This window comes from Streptomyces sp. NPDC003032 (assembly GCF_053591415.1).
This window is the reverse complement of the sequence record NZ_JBSFTT010000008.1, coordinates 279,723-297,614: the sequence shown is the minus strand read 5'-3', so window position 1 is coordinate 297,614 and position 17,892 is coordinate 279,723. Positions and strand designations below refer to the sequence as shown.

The 17,892-nt window shown below is 71.1% G+C and carries 16 protein-coding genes and 2 pseudogenes; 10 read left to right on the top strand and 8 right to left on the bottom strand.

Annotated features, from left to right (window positions below):
* Positions 1 to 35 precede the first annotated feature (35 nt).
* Both ACWDZ7_RS14650 and ACWDZ7_RS14645 read right to left on the bottom strand, forming a co-directional pair.
* Positions 36 to 703: pseudogene (locus tag ACWDZ7_RS14650) on the bottom strand (response regulator transcription factor).
* Positions 700 to 1,221, bottom strand: a pseudogene (locus tag ACWDZ7_RS14645) (sensor histidine kinase); the annotation flags it as partial. The pseudogenes ACWDZ7_RS14650 and ACWDZ7_RS14645, both read right to left, overlap by 4 nt.
* Before the next feature lie 130 nt (positions 1,222 to 1,351).
* Between ACWDZ7_RS14645 and ACWDZ7_RS14640 the strand changes: the two are divergent.
* The 7 genes from ACWDZ7_RS14640 (at position 1,352) to ACWDZ7_RS14610 (ending at position 6,327) form a co-directional block, all read left to right on the top strand.
* Positions 1,352 to 1,963, top strand: coding sequence for an ABC transporter permease (locus tag ACWDZ7_RS14640; RefSeq protein WP_451797061.1), 612 nt, complete (start codon positions 1,352 to 1,354; stop codon positions 1,961 to 1,963).
* 76 nt (positions 1,964 to 2,039) lie between these two features.
* Complete coding sequence (locus tag ACWDZ7_RS14635; protein ID WP_451797060.1) at positions 2,040 to 2,474, top strand: LuxR C-terminal-related transcriptional regulator; 435 nt, start codon at positions 2,040 to 2,042, stop codon at positions 2,472 to 2,474.
* 67 nt (positions 2,475 to 2,541) lie between these two features.
* Positions 2,542 to 2,988, top strand: a complete 447-nt coding sequence (locus ACWDZ7_RS14630; RefSeq protein WP_451797058.1) for a DUF6278 family protein — start codon at positions 2,542 to 2,544, stop codon at positions 2,986 to 2,988.
* Between the two features lie 138 nt (positions 2,989 to 3,126).
* Positions 3,127 to 3,870, top strand: a complete 744-nt coding sequence (locus ACWDZ7_RS14625) for an amino acid ABC transporter ATP-binding protein (protein WP_451797057.1) — start codon at positions 3,127 to 3,129, stop codon at positions 3,868 to 3,870.
* A gap of 31 nt (positions 3,871 to 3,901) precedes the next feature.
* A complete protein-coding gene (locus ACWDZ7_RS14620) occupies positions 3,902 to 4,807 on the top strand; it encodes a glutamate ABC transporter substrate-binding protein (protein WP_451797056.1) in 906 nt (301 codons plus the stop codon).
* A gap of 9 nt (positions 4,808 to 4,816) precedes the next feature.
* Positions 4,817 to 5,461, top strand: coding sequence for an amino acid ABC transporter permease (locus ACWDZ7_RS14615; RefSeq protein WP_451797054.1), 645 nt, complete (start codon positions 4,817 to 4,819; stop codon positions 5,459 to 5,461).
* Positions 5,458 to 6,327 carry an amino acid ABC transporter permease gene (locus tag ACWDZ7_RS14610; protein ID WP_451797052.1) on the top strand — a complete coding sequence of 290 codons (870 nt, stop codon included), beginning with the start codon at positions 5,458 to 5,460 and terminating at the stop codon, positions 6,325 to 6,327. The genes ACWDZ7_RS14615 and ACWDZ7_RS14610 overlap by 4 nt, the downstream gene beginning before the upstream one ends.
* A gap of 36 nt (positions 6,328 to 6,363) precedes the next feature.
* Here ACWDZ7_RS14610 and ACWDZ7_RS14605 read toward each other — a convergent pair whose 3' ends face one another.
* The 3 genes from ACWDZ7_RS14605 to ACWDZ7_RS14595 all read right to left on the bottom strand — a co-directional run bounded on the left by ACWDZ7_RS14605 (position 6,364) and on the right by ACWDZ7_RS14595 (position 10,118).
* Positions 6,364 to 7,965 carry an alpha/beta fold hydrolase gene (locus ACWDZ7_RS14605; protein ID WP_451797050.1) on the bottom strand — a complete coding sequence of 534 codons (1,602 nt, stop codon included), beginning with the start codon at positions 7,963 to 7,965 and terminating at the stop codon, positions 6,364 to 6,366.
* Positions 7,966 to 8,078: 113 nt separating this feature from the next.
* Positions 8,079 to 9,275 carry an Ig-like domain-containing protein gene (locus ACWDZ7_RS14600; protein ID WP_451797048.1) on the bottom strand — a complete coding sequence of 399 codons (1,197 nt, stop codon included), beginning with the start codon at positions 9,273 to 9,275 and terminating at the stop codon, positions 8,079 to 8,081.
* 90 nt (positions 9,276 to 9,365) lie between these two features.
* Positions 9,366 to 10,118 (bottom strand): hypothetical protein, encoded by a 753-nt coding sequence (locus ACWDZ7_RS14595; protein WP_451797047.1) that lies wholly within the window; start codon positions 10,116 to 10,118, stop codon positions 9,366 to 9,368.
* 104 nt (positions 10,119 to 10,222) lie between these two features.
* On the opposite strand from ACWDZ7_RS14595, the gene ggt reads away from it, so the two are divergent.
* Positions 10,223 to 12,058 carry a gamma-glutamyltransferase gene (gene ggt, locus ACWDZ7_RS14590; protein ID WP_451797045.1) on the top strand — a complete coding sequence of 612 codons (1,836 nt, stop codon included), beginning with the start codon at positions 10,223 to 10,225 and terminating at the stop codon, positions 12,056 to 12,058.
* Positions 12,059 to 12,070: 12 nt separating this feature from the next.
* Here the strand turns inward: ggt and ACWDZ7_RS14585 are convergent, their stop codons facing one another.
* A complete protein-coding gene (locus ACWDZ7_RS14585) occupies positions 12,071 to 13,948 on the bottom strand; it encodes a WD40 repeat domain-containing protein (protein WP_451797044.1) in 1,878 nt (625 codons plus the stop codon).
* A gap of 46 nt (positions 13,949 to 13,994) precedes the next feature.
* A complete protein-coding gene (map, locus tag ACWDZ7_RS14580) occupies positions 13,995 to 14,762 on the bottom strand; it encodes a type I methionyl aminopeptidase (RefSeq protein ID WP_451797043.1) in 768 nt (255 codons plus the stop codon).
* Between the two features lie 46 nt (positions 14,763 to 14,808).
* Here map and ACWDZ7_RS14575 point away from each other — a divergent pair, with 46 nt between their 5' ends.
* Positions 14,809 to 15,063, top strand: coding sequence for a helix-turn-helix domain-containing protein (locus tag ACWDZ7_RS14575; protein ID WP_451514084.1), 255 nt, complete (start codon positions 14,809 to 14,811; stop codon positions 15,061 to 15,063).
* Between the two features lie 16 nt (positions 15,064 to 15,079).
* On the opposite strand, the gene ACWDZ7_RS14570 is transcribed toward ACWDZ7_RS14575, so the two are convergent.
* The gene (locus ACWDZ7_RS14570) at positions 15,080 to 16,228 is read right to left on the bottom strand and encodes a carboxylate-amine ligase (RefSeq protein ID WP_451797041.1); all 1,149 of its coding nucleotides are present in this window, start codon (positions 16,226 to 16,228) and stop codon (positions 15,080 to 15,082) included.
* 232 nt (positions 16,229 to 16,460) lie between these two features.
* On the opposite strand from ACWDZ7_RS14570, the gene ACWDZ7_RS14565 reads away from it, so the two are divergent.
* Positions 16,461 to 17,759 carry a hypothetical protein gene (locus ACWDZ7_RS14565; protein ID WP_451797039.1) on the top strand — a complete coding sequence of 433 codons (1,299 nt, stop codon included), beginning with the start codon at positions 16,461 to 16,463 and terminating at the stop codon, positions 17,757 to 17,759.
* The last annotated feature ends 133 nt before the right edge of the window (positions 17,760 to 17,892 follow it).

Sequence of the window (17,892 nt, the reverse complement as noted above, 5' to 3'; positions counted from 1 at the left end):
GCGCGTGGACACGGCGTGAACTCACCTGGACGCGCTCACCGGCCCGCCGACACCAGCCCCGTCTCGTAGGCGAGGATCACCAGCTGGACCCGGTCCCTGGCGCCCAGCTTCGCCAGGAGACGGGTCGGATACGTCTTGGCGGTGGCCACGCTGAGACAGAGTTCCTCGGCGATCTCCGTGTTGGACAGGCCGCGGCCCACCAGCGTCAGCACCTCGCGCTCGCGGCCCGTGATGCCCTCGATCGTCGCCTCGCGGGGCGGGGCGGGGCGGGCGTGGCGCGGCGGCTCGCGAACTCCTTGATCAGCCGGCGTGTGACGCTCGGGGCGATCAGACCGTCCCCGGTCGCGACGGTCCGCACCGCCGCCAGGATGTCGTCGAGCGCCATGTCCTTGACGAGGAAACCGGCGGCTCCGGCGCGCAGCGCCCCGTACACGTAGTCGTCGTCATCGAATGTGGTCAGGACGACGACGTGTGCGGGTGCCGGGCCCGACGTGATCCGGCGGGTGGCCTCGATACCGTCCATGCCGGGCATACGGATGTCCATCACCACGACGTCCGGGCGCAGTTCCACGCACCTTCGGACCGCCTCGTCGCCCGACGAGGCCTCGCCCGCGACCTCGATGTCAGGGGCCTCGGTGATGACCATGCTCAGGGCGGTACGGACCAGGGGCTGGTCGTCGACGAGCAGGACGCGGATCGTCATCGCACACCTGCCGTGGCGGGCAGCGGCAGCCGGGCCGTCACACGGAAGCCGCCCCGCGGGCGGGCCGCGGCGCTGAACTCACCGCGCAGCAGGGCGACTCGCTCACCCATGCCGACCAGGCCGTATCCGCGACCGCTGCCCAAGCCGGGACCGCTGCTCATGCCGGGGCCGTTGCCCAAGCCGGGACCGCTGCCCGTGCCGGGGCCGTTGCTCATGCCGGGGCCGGGCGCGCTGGCGACGCGGCCCCGGCCCGCGTCCTCGGTCTCGATGAGGATCTCCTCGTCCCGGTACTCCACGGTCACCGTGCAGGACGTGGTGGCCGCGTGCCGCACCACGTTGGTGACCGACTCCTGGATGACGCGGAACGCCGACAGGTCGATGTCGGCGGGCATCGGCCGCCGTTCGCCCCGCCACCGCACGTCCACGCGCACCCCGGCGGCCGTCGTCGCCGCGGCGAGCCGGTCCACGTCCGCGAGGCCCGCGGCGGGCCCGAGCGGCGCCGGCTCCCTCGCGCCGTCCGGCACCCACCCGAACGCCTCCGCGCGACCGGCGTCGCTCTCGGCATGGGACACGTACCGCTACTGGACGGAGAGCCACGCGAACGACGCGAACGAAGCGGCCGACCGGGCTCGGTTCATCCGCGACGGGATGCCCCTCCAGGAGGCCTTCACCGGGAACGCGTCCCTGGCCCTGATGGTCGCGGCCGGAGCCGTCGGCGCCCTGGCGATCGTCGCGGAGTACCGGACCGGGCTGATCCGTACGACGTTCGCGGCCGTCCCGGCCCGGCGGCAGCTGATGGCGGCCAAGGTGCTGGTGGTCGCCGCGGTCATGACCGCCCTGGGCGCGGTCGTCGCGGGCGGCTCCTTCTGGCTGACCCAGGCGATCCTGTCCGGCCGCGACGTGGGCGTCCCGATCGGCCACCCGGGGGCGTGGCGGCTGGTGATCGCCTCCGCGCTCCTCGCGCCCGTCTGCGCCCTGGCCGGCATGGCGCTCGGCGCCGTTCTGCGGCACAGCGGCAGCACCATGGTCGCCACCTTCGTGCTCCTGCTCCTGCTGCCCATGGTGCTCAGCGACGACCGGTACTGGACGGCTGTCGTCGGCCACGCCATGCCGTACAAGGCGTGGCTGCGGCTTGCCGGGACGGGTGACGTACAGGCCCTCTATCCGTCGACGGCCGCGGGCGCGTGGATCGTCCTGGCCGTCTGGCCGCTCGCCGCGGTGGCCGTCGCCGTGCTCGCGGTCGACCGCCGCGACCTGTGAGACGTCCCTCGCGACCTGTGAGACGTCCGCCGACGTTCCACAGGTCACCGACGGCGACGGCTCAGACGGCCGCCCGGTGCGTGGAGACCGCGGACTCGCGCGTCGGCGCGGGCCGCCACAGCGCGACCGACAGCCGGACCAGCGTGGCGCCGACCACCAGGCGCTGCGCGCGGGCGCCCGCGGCTATCTGCTGAAGGACCTGCCCGCCGACGACCTCGCGCACGCGGTCCGCCTGGCCCACGCGGGTGTCACCCAGCTCGACTCATCGGTGCTCCCCGGGCTCGCCGCCGCACTGCCGTCCCCGGTCACCGCGGCCGGGCCCGCCGGCGCCCTCAGCCCCCGTGAGATCGACATCCTGCGGCTCGTGGCGCGCGGCCGCACCAACCGGGAGATCGCGGCGCAGCTGTACCTCAGCGAGGGGACCGGCCGCCCTGCGCGCCCGCGACCTGGGGCTGCTGTGAGCGTCGGTCCGGACCTCGCCGCGCGCGGAGCGATTCATCGGATTCCGTGATCAACTTGCACCAGATACATTCTGGTGAACGTGGACATTCGCTTCCGGGTGCGACGGAGAGGCCATCATGAACATCCCGTTCCTCGGCAAGTGGCGCAGGCAGCACTCCGCGGCGGAGCCGGCGGGCGAGGGGCTCGCGGCCGTGTTCGAGGATGATCCGCAAGGAGTGGCCGCGCTGCTGTCCGAGTGCGAGCTGCTCCGCTCCCAGGCGGCCGCGGCCGGGCTCGAACTGGACGACTCCCCGGCGTCCTTGACCGCCCTCGACCAGCTCCTGCCCCGCTGGCGCGACGACCCGGAGCTGCTGCCGTGGCTCGGCAACGACGCGGGCCTCTATCTGGGGACGATCGTGGTGCGGACCGTGCCGGGCGCCACCTGGCACGTGTGGCCCGGCGGCAGCCCCGTCGTGCGGCTGAAGTCCGGACGGGACATCCCGGTCGTCGAGGCGGGGCTCGACTGGGCGGTGCAGGGGGCGCCCGAGCTGTCACAGATCTACGCCGAGGCCGCCGAAACGTAAGACGCAGAGACCGCCGAAACGTAATCGGAGTTGCCTCAAATACGGTTAATGCCCATACGAGCGTGTCGTCCAGTAAGTCCCGTTTTGACGTGGATAGTTTGCGCGGACGTACACAGCTGAGAGTGGGCAGGTCTCGCCATGGCCGTCGATCCGTTGATCGAGCTGCGTGATGTGAACAAGTACTACGGGGAGCTGCATGTCCTCCAGGACGTCAACCTCACCGTCGGCAAGGGAGAGGTGGTCGTCGTCATCGGCCCGTCGGGGTCGGGCAAGTCGACACTGTGCCGGACGATCAACCGGCTGGAGACCGTCCAGTCCGGGGAGATCAGACTCGACGGGCAGCCCCTGCCCGACGAGGGAAAGTCACTCGCCAGGCTCCGCGCCGAAGTCGGCATGGTCTTCCAGTCCTTCAACCTCTTCGCGCACAAGACCGTTCTCCAGAACGTCTCGCTGGCGCAGATCAAGGTGCGGGGCCGCAAGAAGGACGAGGCGGACCGCCGCTCCCGGGAACTCCTGGAGCGCGTGGGCCTGGCCTCGCAGGCCGAGAAGTATCCCGCACAGCTCTCCGGCGGCCAGCAGCAGCGCGTGGCCATCGCCCGCGCACTGGCCATGGACCCCAAGGCGCTGCTCTTCGACGAACCGACCTCGGCCCTCGACCCCGAGATGATCAACGAGGTCCTCGAGGTCATGCAGCAGCTCGCCCGCGAGGGCATGACCATGGTCGTCGTCACCCACGAGATGGGCTTCGCCCGCTCCGCCGCCAACCGCGTCGTCTTCATGTCCGACGGCCGCGTCGTCGAGGACCGGGCCCCCGAGGACTTCTTCACCCACCCGGAGAGCGAGCGCGCCAGGGACTTCCTCTCCAAGATCCTCAAGCACTGACGGGGGCGACGTGCTCGTGAAGCGACACACCATGCGTACGACCCGGCTCGTGGCGGCGCTCGTCCTGTCCGCGCTCACCTCCGCCGCCTGCGGAAAGGACGGCAGCCCGCCGACCAAGGGCCCCGCGGCCGAGGAGCTGCCCAAGTACCGGGTGGCGGCCGGCTTCCAGCTGCCGGAGTCGGGGACCTGGAAGAAGGCCAGGAGCCGCGGCCGCTTCGTCGTGGGGGCCAAGGAGGACCAGCCCTACCTCGGTGAGAAGGACCCCGCGACGGGCACCTACTCGGGCTTCGACATCGAGATCGCCAAGATGATCTCGGCCTCCCTCGGCCTCGATCCCCGGAGGATCGAGTTCAGGACCATCGCCTCGGCCAACCGCGAGACGGCCCTGCAGAACGGGCAGATCGACTACTACGTAGGCACGTACACCATCAACGACAACCGCAAGAAGCTCGTCGGCTTCGGCGGCCCCTACTACATGGCCGGCCAGGGCCTGCTCGTACGGCACGACGAGAAGGACATCAAGGGCCCCGGCGACCTGGACGGCAAACGCGTCTGCTCGGCCGCCGGCTCCACCCCCTACCAGCGCATCAAGCAGGACTACCCGAAGGCCACCCTCGTCGCGTACGACACGTACTCCGTCTGCGTCGACAACCTGCTGACCTACCAGGTCGACGCCGTCACCACCGACGACGCGATCCTCATCGGCTACGCCGCCAAGGTGCCCGACGAACTCAAGGTGGTCGGCAAGCCGTTCTCCGAGGAGCCGTACGGGATCGGCGTGCCCCGGCGCGACAACGCGCTGCGCCTCGCCATCGACGACGCCCTCGCCGCCGGCGAGAAGAACGGCGACTGGAAGAAGGCCTACGACGCCACGCTCGGCCTCTCCGGAGTGCCCGCGCCGAAGCCGCCCGCCATCGACCGCTACCCGGCGAGCTGAGGAGGCGTCGTGGACGTACTGACAGACAACTTCTCCACGTTCGGCGAAGGTTTCCTCGGCACCGTCGAACTCACCGTCTACGCCTCGGTCCTGGCGCTCGTGCTCGGCTTCCTCATGGCCTCGTTCCGCGTCGCGCCCGTCGGCTCCTTCCGGGCCTTCGGCACGGTCTGGGTGACGGTCCTGCGCAACACGCCGCTCACCCTCCTCTTCTTCGCCGTGCTGCTCGGCCTGCCCCGCTTCGGGCTCGTGCTGCCCTTCAAGGTCTTCGCGGTGCTCGCCCTGGGCTGCTACACCTCCGCCTTCATCTGCGAGGCGCTCAGATCCGGCATCAACACCGTGCCCCGGGGGCAGGGCGAGGCGGCCCGCAGCCTCGGCATGAGCTTCGGGCAGACCCTGTCGATGGTGATCCTCCCGCAGGCCTTCCGGTCCGTCATCGCCCCGGTCGGCTCCAACCTCATCGCGCTCGCCAAGAACTCCGCGATCGCCGGCGCGTTCAGCGTCACCGAACTGCTCGGCACGTACAAGACGCTCAACGAGCTGGGCTACAACATCGTCTGGACCTTCGTCTGGATCGCCCTCGGCTACCTCGTCATCACCCTCGCCATCAGCGCGATCTTCAATGTCCTCGAACAGCGCTGGGGAGTCGCCCGATGAAAGCCCTCTCCCACGACTCCACCGCCCTGTACGACATCCCGGGGCCGAAGACCGTGCGGCGGCACAGGCTCTACGGGGTGCTCTCCACCCTGGTCGTGCTCGCCCTCGTCGGCTGGATCCTGTATCTGCTGTTCGACACCGACCAGTTCACCTCCACCAAATGGACGCCCTTCGAGTACGAGGGCATCCAGGAACTGCTCCTGCGGGGCCTCGGCAACACGCTCAAGGCGTTCGCGATCTCCGCGGTCCTCGCGCTCGCGCTCGGCGGACTGCTCTCCATGGGGCGGCTCTCGGACCACCGGCCGGTGCGCTGGGTGGCCACGCTCCTGGTGGAGTTCTTCCGAGCGATGCCCGTCCTGGTGATGATCTTCTTCGTCTTCGTGGCGCTGAAGGTGCAGCCGCTGCCCGCGCTCGTCGCCGGACTCACGCTCTACAACGGCTCGGTGCTCGCCGAGGTCTTCCGCTCGGGCGTCAACTCCGTGGAACGCGGCCAGAAGGAGGCCGCGTACGCGCTGGGCATGCGCAAGACCCAGGTCATGAGTTACGTCCTCGTGCCCCAGGCCCTGCGCGCCATGCTGCCCGCCATCATCAGCCAGCTGGTGGTGGCCCTCAAGGACACCTCGCTGGGTTTTCTGATCACCTACGAGGAGTTCCTCCACGCCGGGAAGCTGATCGCGTCGAATCTCGACTACGATTTGCCCTTCATCCCCGTGGTCATGGTGATCTCACCGATCTACATCGGGATGTGCATGCTGCTGTCGTGGTTCGCCCAGTGGGTGTCCAAGCGTCAGCGGCGCAATCCCAAGACGGAGGCCGCGGAAGTCGCGCCGGCCGAACCAGGGACGCTGCTGCATGGTGCGCAGTAGCTCGTAGGGCCATGCCTGGCCGGTGGCAGCCGGAGATCACTGCTCGCGCAGGGGGACGGACACGTACGACGGGTCCGCCGCCGGTGAGGAGAAGGTCAGCTGCGCGCCGGACGGGTTGTGCTCGATGTAGAGCGGGTCGACCGTGTCGACGACCAGGGCGAGCTTGTGTCCTGCCGGTACGTCGTAGGCCGTGGAGAACAGCTCCAGGTCCACGCCGAACGGCTTGCCGGGCGTCTTGCCGTGGAAGGTGTACGGCGCATTGCTGACCAGCTTGCCGAGGCCGAGCGGGCCCACGTCGTAGAGGTACGCGACGAGGGTGCCGCTCTCCTTGGTGCTGGTGAGCGTGGTGTGCAGCTTCGCGGTCCCGCGCACCCGCCGCGCCTGCGCGTACTTCTCCGACTGCCACACGCCCGTGTAGCGCCGCGGGAGCAGCGGCACCGAGGCCGTCGGCGGGATCTTCAGGAACTGGTCCAGGGCGTTGGAGAGGATCGCGATGCCGCCGTTGGCGCCCGAGTCGACGTTCGTACGGATCGTGGTGGAGCCCGCCATGGCGATCTTCTCGCGGGTGGGGCCGACCGACTTCCAGTCCGGGTAGCCCTCGTAGTCGCCCGTGGAGCGCGACTTGAGCTGGACCGGCTGCTCCTTGTCGATGCCGTTGTCCTCGCCCTTGAGGTGGTGGTCGAACCAGCGCCGCGTCGAGGTCCAGGTGTCGTTGGGCAGACCGAGCAGGCCGGTGGCCTCCGCCGTCGCGTGGTCGCCGGGACGGAACTCCAGGCGCTTGGGGCCGCTGAGCCGCTCGTAGAACTCGGCGTACTGGTTGGGCGGGAAGAGGGTGTCACCCCAGGCGTTGCCGAGCATGATGGCCGCGCCGTTCTTGTTGATCCGGTCGAGGTAGGTCGCGGGGGAGCGCTTCGCGCCCCAGGCGATCATCTCGTCCTCCTTGTCCAGGTTGGACCCGAGGAAGTCCTTGAGCGTCTGCTGGAGTTCGGGGCTCGGACGGCCGGTGAGGGCGCCCGCGCCGCCGAGCAGGGCGGCGGCCTGGAAGTGCTGGGTGCGCCCGCTGTAGATCGAGTCGATCAGATCGCCCCAGCCGCTCAGCGCGGCGACGGCCTTGATCCGCTTGTCGTGCCCGGCGGCGAGCAGGCTGATGCCCGCGCCGTACGAGACGCCCGCCATGGCGACCTTCGACGGGTCGGCCGGGGTGTTGGCGAGGGTCCAGTCGATGACCTTGGAGGCGTCGGCGATGTCCTTGGGGCCCGCGGTCTCGATCTCGCCGCCGGACTGCCAGAAGCCGCGCGAGTTGTAACTGACCACGACATAGCCGGTGTCCGCGAGCTTCTGGGCCTGCGCGACGTACTCGATCTGGGGCATGGCCCAGCTGGTGGGCAGCACGATCGAGGGATACGTCGTCCCGGCGCCGGGCTTCGCGTCCTTCGGGGTGAAGACGTTGGCCTTGAGGACCGTGCCGCCGTCGCCGGGTATGTCGACGAAGCGCACGTCGGCGGAGCTCGCGGCCCGCGGCCCGGCGGCGGGCGCCGCCTGCGCCGCCGGGGCGAGACCGAAGGCGGCCCCGGCGACGAGGGTCGCCGACACGGCTCCCACGGTGGTCGTACGCAAGGCCTGGTGCGGCAGTCCCACGGGTCACTCCTCGCTCGTGCGATAGAAAGTGACCCGACGGTAACCGCGACGCTTTACCGGGGGTAACCCGTCGGTAAGTTACGCATCGGTAACGGTTGTTGAGGAGTGGACCGTCAGCGCAGCGCGCTCTTGGCCTGCCATTCCGACCAGGAGATGTTCCACTCCCCGTAGCCGTTGCCCGGATCGGGCACGCCCTTCGAGCCGCTGCCGGTGACCTCGAAGGGGTCGCCGATCCGGGCCTGGCCGTAGAGCCAGCCCGCGTCACCGGTGCTCATGCCGACGCAGCCGGAGCTGTGATTGGTGTTGCCGAAGTACGCGACGTTCCACGGGGCCGCGTGCGCGTACATGCCCGACCAGGTCAGGCGCATCGAGTAGTCGACCATCTTGTCGTAGCTGTCGCTGCCGGAGAGGCCGACCGTCTCGGAGCGCATGTTGATCGTGCCCTCCTTCGACATCAGGACCGACGTACCGCCCCAGGAGGCCTTCTCGCCGCCGGGCGTACCGGCCGACATGGGGAGCGACCTGACCGCCCTGCCGTCCCGCACGAGCGTCGTCGTCTTGCTGTCCAGGTCCACCTTCACGACCTGGCTCTTGCCGACCGTGAACCCGGTGGCGTAGTCGCGGACGAACCAGCCGCCGCCGTCACCGGAGTCCACGCCGTTCAGCTGGGCGTCCAGCTTCACCTTCGTGCCGGACTTCCAGTACTCCTTCGGGCGCCAGTCGGCGCGGTCCTTGCCGTCGTAGTTCTTGATCCAGCCCCAGGCGCCCGTGGTGCCGTTCGAGGTCGTCACCTTCAGCTGCTTCTCGACCTCGGCCTTGTTCTTCACCGGGTGGTCGAAGGTGATCGACAGGGGCTGGGCGATGCCGACGGTGGTGTCCTTGCCGGGGGCGAGCGTCACCTTGTTGACCTTGTCGGGCGCGGCCGTCCTGAAGGACGTGCGCGCGCTGCCGCCCCGGTCGCTGACCGCCTCGACCTTGTACGCGGTGCCGGGCGCCGCCGTGCGCAGGGACGTCCACGTGGTGCCGTTCGCCGAGACCTTGCCGGGGAGCTTCGCGCCCTTGGCGTCGGCGACGGTCACCCGCGTCAGCCTGCCCTCGGCCAGCTTCACCGTGACCGGGCCGCCCGCCTCTGCCCGCTGCCCCGTGAGGTTCACCGAGATCTTCGGCTTCTCGGCGGCCTTGTCGCCGCCGGAGGAGCCGCTGCCGCCCGAGCAGGCGGTCAGGGCGGCGGCGAGTACCGCGAGGCCCGCGGCAGCCGCGTGGCGCGGGTGAAGGGGGCGTCGGCGGCTCGAAGAGCTCTGCGGGGACAAGGAAACGTACCTCCATGCGAATGTGGACCGCGTGGAAAGAGGGCGTACGGCCCGGACAGGTTGCCTGATGTCCGGAAATTGCCCGCCAGCTCACTTGGCGCGATGAGAGGCACGGGCCGGCGCGGGCAGCGGCGTCTCGGCGGCACGTGTCACATCGGCGACGAGTTCGACGACGTCCGGACCGTACGCCTGCGAGTTGACGACCTTCAGGAGCAGCACGAAGGAGCTGTTCCCGTGCTTGCGCGCGAGCTTCTCGTGGTGGCGGGCGAGATAGCGGGTCGCCGCCTGGCTGGTCACCGCGCGCTGGCCGCAGAAGAGGAAGACCGGCCGCGCGTCCTGGCCCTGGTCGGCGGTGAGCCGCGCGAGGATCACGTACTCCGTCAGGCCCGCCTCCAGGCGGTAGCGCTCGCCGCCGATCTGGAACGCGCCCCGGTCGGGGACCGGCTCCGGCTCGGTGTTCACCCGCACGCCCGGGAGCAGCGAGTGCATGTGCGCCGCCATGCGGCGGTGCGCCACCGGGTTGCCCACGCAGAACTCGGTGCGCTCGCCGAAGCTCTGCTGGGCCGCGTCGTGCGCGACCACCTGGAAGTGCGCCCCGCACTCCTTGACGACGGCGGCCAGTTCGAGGAGAGCGGACACGTCGTGGCGCACCACCATCAGCTCGCCGCCGCCCGCGTCACGGTTGACCACGAGCAGCGACTCGGAGTTGTCGGGCAGCCCGAAGAAGGCCTGCTTGCGGCGGAGCCTGCGCTTCCACAGATAGCCGCGCACCAGCCAGCCAAGGACGGCACCGATGCCGGCCGCGATCAGGCCGAGGACGATATTGCGCACGTCGTCAGTCATGGGGGCGCATGTTAGCGGCCTTTCGGAGCAGTGTTCGAGGCGGACCTGACGCGGACGGCGGCGCGAAGTTACGCTGCGCGGACGGCTGTTGACTGGAGGTACGAATGCGTCGCGCTGTCGTACGTAATCTGACGCTATTGGCGGTCGGAGGGGTATTGGTGTCGGTCGGTGCCGCCGCGCCCCCTTCGCCTACGCGCTCAGCGGAACAGGCCCCGGCGGCCACGGGCAAGGTGTCGGCGACCACGGGGAAGGCGCCGGTCGCGGTCGGCCACGGCGGCGCGGTCGCCAGCGTCGACCCGGACGCCTCCGCCGCCGGCATCGAGGTCCTGCGCGAGGGCGGCAACGCCGTGGACGCTGCGGTCGCCACCGCCGCCGCGCTCGGTGTCACCGAGCCGTACTCGGCGGGTGTCGGAGGCGGCGGCTACTTCGTCCACTACGACGCCAAGTCGCGCAGGGTCAGCACCATCGACGGCCGCGAGACGGCCCCCCGCACCGCCGACTCCGGGCTGTTCCTGGAGAACGGCAGGCCGATCCCCTTCGAGTCCGCGGTCACCAGCGGCCTCGGCGTCGGCACACCGGGAACACCCGCCACCTGGCAGTCGGCGCTCGACGCGTGGGGCAGCAAACGCCTCGGCACACTCCTGAAGCCCGCCGAGCGCCTCGCACGCGACGGCTTCACGGTCGATGAGACCTTCCGCTCCCAGACCGCGTCGAACGAGAAGCGGTTCAGGGACTTCCCCGCCTCGGCGAAGCTGTTCCTGCCCGGCGGGAAGCTCCCGGTGGTCGGCTCGACATTCAAGAACCCCGACCTCGCCCGTACGTACGACGAGCTGGCCCGCAAGGGAGTAGGGGCCCTGTACCACGGAAAGCTCGCCAAGGACTTCGTACGCACCGTCAACAAGCCGCCCGTCGACCCGGCGTCCGGCCGCGTGGCCCGCCCCGGCGACCTCTCCCTGAAGGACCTCGCGTCCTACGGCGTCAAGCGCCAGAAGCCCACGAAGACGACGTACCGCGGACTCGACGTCTACTCCATGGCGCCCTCGTCCTCCGGCGGCACCACCGTCGGTGAGGCGCTGAACATCCTGGAGCGCACCGACCTGTCCAAGGTCTCCGAGACGAAGTACCTGCACCGTTATATCGAGGCCAGCCGCATCGCGTTCGCCGACCGGGGCCGCTGGGTCGGCGACCCCGCCTTCGAGGACGTACCGGCGAAGGAACTCCTCTCGCAGCGGTTCGCGGACAGCCGGGAGTGCCTGATCAAGGACGACGCGGTGCTCAAGAGCCCGCTCGCGCCCGGCGACCCGCGCCGGCCGAGGGCGTGCGCGACGGGTGACAAGGCGGCCCCCACCACGTACGAGGGCGAGAACACCACGCACCTCACGGCGGCCGACAAGTGGGGCAACGTCGTCGCCTACACCCTCACCATCGAGTCCACGGGCGGCAGCGGCATCACCGTGCCGGGGCGCGGCTTCCTGCTGAACAACGAACTGACGGACTTCTCCTTCGCGCCCGCCGACCCGGCGGTCCACGACCCGAACCTGCCGGGCCCGGGCAAGCGCCCGCGCTCCTCGATCGCGCCGACGATCGTGCTCAAGCACGGCAAGCCGGTGGTGGCGCTCGGTTCACCGGGCGGCGCGACCATCATCACGACCGTCCTGCAGACCCTGACGGGCTTCGTCGACCGGGGCCTGCCCCTGGTCGACGCGATCGCCGCGCCGCGCGCGAGCCAGCGCAACGCCGCACAGACCGAGCTAGAACCGGGCCTGTGGGACAGCGGGCCGCGCGCTTCCCTGGAGTCGATCGGGCACTCCTTCAAGCGGAACCCGGAGATCGGGGCGGCGACGGGCGTGCAGCGGCTGCCGGGCGGGAGGTGGCTCGCGGCGGCGGAGAAGGAGCGCAGGGGCGGTGGCTCGGCGATGGTGGTGCACCCCACCGGCTGACCACCCGCCCGCCTAGGGGGCGGGCGAGGCCGCGCAGTTCCGCTCCAGCTCGTTGGCCGCCCAGCGGATGGACGACTCCGGGTCGTCGTGCAGGTACCGCAGGGCGGGCAGCGCCTCGCGGACCGCCGCCAGCTGGGCGTCGCCGCGCCCGCCGCGGGCCTGGTGGACGTCGGCGAGGTCCGCGATGAGCAGCAGCAGCGTGCTGCGCGACCGGTTGTCCGGGTCCGTCATCAGCTCTACCAGGAACGGGATCGCGGGGACCGCGGCGGTCGAGGAGGCTTCCTTGGAGACGAGCAGCCGGTACAGGTCGTGGACCGCGTCCATGGCGGTCTTCTTGTCGTCCGACGCGACCTTGCCGATCAGGTCGGGAATCATGCGGCCGGGCCCGCGGGCGGTCCACAGGGACGCCCAGTCGACCCCGTCCAGGCGCGGTCGCAGGTCGCGGTGCGGCCAGAGCTTCGCCGGATCGAGCCGGAGCACGGAGGTGCCGTCGGCGTCGGTGACGCGCAGGGTCCCGTCCGCGTCGAGGCCGAGGAAGGTGATGCCGGTGCCCAGGCGCAGCCCGGCCACCGCGTCGGAGCCGATGTCCCAGACCCGGACCAGACCGTCGGCCCACGCGGCGGCGAGCGCGGGCCCGGTCTCCAGCCGGGCCGCGGCCAGCGCGCGGACGGGGGTGCGGCGGCGGGCGAAGGGGGCGCGCAGCGGCTTGCGGCGGGTGCTCCAGTAGCGGATCACGCCGTTCTCGTCGCCGCTCAGTACGAGGCGTCTGCCGCCGGCGGTCTTCACACAGGCGAGCGCGGTGACGGGCGCGCGGTGCGGGGCCAGGGTGATCGTCTCGGGGTTCTCGTCGTCGGTCTCCAGGACGTGGACGCATCCGTCCGTGTCGCCCGCCGCGAGGGTCGTCGCGTCCTGGTCGGCGGCCACCGAACTCAGGATGCCGGGCGGCTGGACGAGCGCGGCGGCGGCGCCGGGCACCGCGGGCGGCGCGCAGTGGCCGCGCGAGACCACCGACCAGCGCCCCCGCGCGTCGGCGTCGCCCTCCCTCAGCGAGACCGGCCCGAGGTCCTCCAGGGGCGCGGGCACCTCACTGGGCGGACGGATCGCCTTGTCGCCGGACCAGTCGACGCCGAGGGTCTCGGCGACATCGACCAGGGCCTGGCGGGTCCGGGCGTTGATGACGACGCGGAAGTCGGCGCCGGGCCCGCGCCCATGCCGTATGACCGCGTCGGGAGCGCCGTACGACAGCGCGTCCGTGCCCATCTCCTGCCAGGGGAGCAGCCCCAGTTCGCGGTACGAGGACTCGAGGCGCCGGACGATCTCCGGATCGGCGTCGGCGGTGGCGCGGCGCACCCGCAGCGTCCAGCCGTACCGCGCCGGCAGCCGCTCGAAGGCCAGCTGCGTCAGGAACTCCGACAGCGACCGGCTCTGCACCACCCACTCGCCGCCGACGCTCACGACGACACGGGGGTCGGGCAGCTCGGCGTCGGCGGCGAGATAGCCCCACTCGTGGCTGTAGTGGTACTCGGACATGAACACACAGACGCGACGGTCACCACCTGAGTCCGCCAGCAGTTCGCTGCCCGGGGCGACCTCCAGCTCGGAGATCTTCGGCGGCCACTGCGTGTGGACCCAGTACAGGCGCGGCTTGAAGGCGAAGGAGTTGAGCGGCGAGTCCCACCACTCGTTGAGGGCCTCGGGGACGGGCAGCGCCCAGTCGATGCCGTGCCTCTCGTTCTCCCCGCCCCAGCGCGAGTGCCCGGGCTCGCCGCCCGGATCCTCGTACCCCCACTCGCGCTGGACGGCCTCCAGCAACTCCCAGCGGGGACGCCCCTGCTGACGCAGCCTCAGCCGTTCCGCGAACTGTCCGTAATCGATGATCTCTCGTGTCACCGGCGCATCGTACGAATGATCTACGTCAGGGACTGTCTCCGAGGTGTCACAGTGCCGTGAGGATCCTGGGACCGTCCTCGGTGATCGCGACGGTGTGCTCGGCGTGGGCCGCGCGGCTCCCGTCGTTCGTACGCAGCGTCCAGCCGTCCGGCGCCTGGTGGTAGCCGTCGTCGCCACCCGCGATCACCATCGGCTCGATGGCCAGCACCATGCCGGGGCGCAGGGGCAGGCCGCGGCCGGGGCGGCCCTCGTTCGGCACGCCCGGGTCCTCGTGCATGCGGCGTCCGATGCCGTGGCCGCCGAACCCCTCGGGGATGCCGTACCCCGCCTTCCGGCAGACGGTGCCGATGGCGTGGGCGATGTCACCGATGCGGTTGCCGACGACCGCCGCCGCGATGCCCGCCTGAAGGGCGCGCTCCGCCGTCCCGATGAGGCGTACGTCCTCGGGGCGCGGGGTCCCCACGGTGAAGCTGATCGCCGAGTCGCCGGCCCAGCCGCCGAACTGGGCGCCGAAGTCGAGGGAGAGCAGATCGCCTTCGCGCAGGCGGTACGCGGTGGGGATGCCGTGCACGATCGCGTCGTTGACCGAGGCGCAGAGGACCGCGGGGAAGGGGGTCGGGGCGAAGTGCGGGCGGTAGCCGAGGAACGGGGACGAGGCGCCGGCCTCGCGGAGCACGGCGTGCGCGATCGCGTCGAGGTCGAGCAGCGATACGCCGACACCGGCGGCCTCGCGGGCCGCGGTGAGTGCCTGCGCCACGATGCGGCCCGCTTCACGCATCGCGTCGATCGACTGTGCCGTCTTGAGTTCAACCATGCCAATTACTATACCGGTATTTAAATGGGGGTCGTACGATGGGCGCATGGTTCGGACTCCTTTGACTCCCGAAGAGCGTGAGCGCGGCGAGCGGCTGGGGCGTCTGCTGCGGGATGCGCGGGCTGGGCGGAGCATGGTCTCGGTGGCGGCGGAGGCGGGGCTCTCCGCCGAGACGCTGCGGAAGATCGAGACGGGGCGGGCGCCTACACCCGCGCTCTTCACCGTGGCGGCGCTGGCTTCCGTGCTGGGCCTTTCGCTGGACGAGATCGTCCTGCGGTGCGAGTTGGCGGCGGTCGCCTGAGCGGCCCGGCGGGCTGTCAGCCGGGCCGGGTGTCGTTGTGGCCGGCCGCCGGGGTGGTCGTGGAGATCAGATGGTCGATCACGTCCATGAGGCCGGCGCCTCGCCGGTAGGCCGTGCGCTGGCCTTCGGCTCGGCTGCCCTGGTCGCGCAGACGCGACCAGAGGGTGTGGACGAGGTCGGCGTCACCGTGCTCGTGGAGCGAGGGGCGCAGCCGGGACAGGAGCCGGTCCACCTGGGTGGTGGCCGGGGACAGACGCCCGGTGGACAGGTCGATGACCTCGCCGGCCAGACCGTCGCGTGCCGCGCGCCAGCAGGCCGCGCGCAGCAGCTCCGGCTGTGGCCGGAACGCCGGTTCCCCGGCGTGGATCGCGGCCAGCGCGGTGGCGGCCATGGCTCTGACGATGCCGGCGAGGAGCACGGTGTCGTCGGCGGTGGCCGTGGCGTCTGCGGCACGGAACTCCAGCGTGGGCACGTGGTGGGAGGGCCTGATGTCCCAGTACAGGCCGCCGCGGTCCATGACGGCGCCCGTGGCGAGGAAACCGGCGACGAGATCCTCGAAGTGGGCGGGGGAATCGAAGTGCGGCGGGGGGCCGGCCACCGGCCAGCGACCCCACATCGTCGTGCGCCAGCTGTGGTAACCGGTGTCACGCCCCGCCCAGTACGGCGAGTTGGCCGTGATGGCGATCAGGAGAGGAATCCACGGACGCAGGTGGTTGCTGATGCGCAGCGCCGTGGCCAGATCGGGGACGCCGACGTGGATGTGGCACGCGCAGGCGCTCTGCTCGTCGTCCAGGGCGCGGAACATCGCGGCGCTGCGGGCGTAACGGGGGCCGTCGGTCAGCGGCGGCGGGCCGGGTGGGCCATGGACGGGTGTACCGCTGGAGATGATGCGCAGGCCCAGACGCGCGGCGGCCCGTGCGACTGTCTCCCGCGTGGCACGGACCTGTTCGGCCAGGGCACTCAGGCTGGTGTGGGGGTCGGTGCGCACCTCGACCTGGTAACGCGTGATCTCCGTGGTGACCCGGTCGCCGAGTTCGCGCGAGGCTTCGGCCACCACCTTCGCGGCCTCGGTGCTCAACTCGCGTGACACCGGATCGACCAGTAGGTACTCCTCCTCCGCTCCCACCGTCGGCGGGGCCGTTCCCGCGGAGTGTCCATCCGTCATGTGACCATGCTGTCACGTGCGGTGATCGTCGTGCAGAACGCAAAGGCGTCAATCTCCCGGCCCCACCTGGTGTGGGAGACGGCGCGGGACCGTGCCGGAAAACTGCGTGTAGTCGTCCCGTAACACGTCTGGTGTTATCTTCCGGACCGGAAGACTCCAGGCTCCACGGGGCGGTGCTGGTCAGATGGCAGTGGGACAACTCCCGGAACAGGCGGGGGAGTTCGCAAGGTACTTGAGGGATCTGCTGGGGCGGCTCGATCAGTCCACCGGCTGGTGCGGCGTGTTCTGGCAACGGGACCCGGACGGCATGCGCGCCTGCCTGGACGGCGCGGAGGTGCCGCCCTGGGACGTGGTGCAGGCGCTGCTCCACGACCTGGCGGCGGACCGCGGCATCCCGGAGGCCGAGCGCGAGATTGACCGGGCGCGCATCCTGCACCGCGCCTCGCTCACCGCGTACGACGCCCGGCCCGGCGCCCGCGAGCTGCTGAGCACCCGGCTCGACATGATGCTCGGGGAGCAGCGGATCGCCCTGGAACGGCAGGCGGAACTCGGTCGGCAGCTGACCGAGGCGACCGGTCCGGACGAGGCCGACCGCATCAACCTCGACCTGGCGTGGGTCCGGGACGACCACGAGCGCGCGACCGCCCGGTGCGCGGAACTCCAGGAACGTATGGACCGCCTGGACGCGGCGGAGCGCCCCGCATGGGTGGACCTCGGCACGGCGTCTGCGCCGGACAGGCCCGACCTCTACGGCTCCGACCACATCCCCGAGGGGCGCGAACACGCCCGGCGAGCCCCTCGTGGCGCCCGCTTCGCGGGCCTCACGGACACGGACACGGATACGGATACAGGTACGGGTACGGAGGCCGAGGCGCCTTCACTCTTCGCGCCCGAAGCGGACCCCGCACGAGCCACCCCGCGCGGCGCGCGCTATGAGCCCGCCACGCGAACCTCCGCGATCCCCCGATCTCGACCTCAAGCCCCCGACGACACCACCGACACGACGGACGCCACCGAGACCACCGCCACCGTCCAAACCCTCCTCCGGCTCCGCGGCGCGGCCCGCACCGGTGAGGCCCACGCCGTCCTGGTGGAGGCCGCGGCCTGGCCCGCCCCCCGCCTGCCGCCGCTGGCCGTGGAACTGCACCGCGCGGGCCTGGCCGCCGACTGGGCGACCCTCCTGTGGGAGGCCGCCTCGCTGCCGCCCGGCCAACTGGTCGCCCTGGCGGACGCCCTCGCGGGGGCGGGCCGCGCCGACGACTGCCGGAAGCTGCTGCGCCAGGGCGTCGCGCGCCCCGCCCCGGAGATCGCCGAGGCGATCCTCGCGCTGATCGACGCGGACAGGGAGCGCGAGGCCCGCGCCCTCCTCGACTCCTACCTCCGCGTCCGTACCCCCGAGGACGCGGCCCGCTGCGCGCACACCGACCCGCACCGCCTCATCCCGCTGCTCCTGGAGACGGCCCGAGCGGTCTCCGAGGAGCACCACTGGGACCTGGTGCACGCCCTGCGCGTCGCGGGGTTCAACACCTGACCCCCCCTGGTCCCGTGCCGCTTTCCGCTCGTTTCCGGCCCGCGCGGGTACGAATCATGAGAGTCTCTACGGGCGTAGAAGCTCTCTGATGTTCTCTTCAGGACAGTCCTCCCCAGGGCAGTGAAGGAGCAGC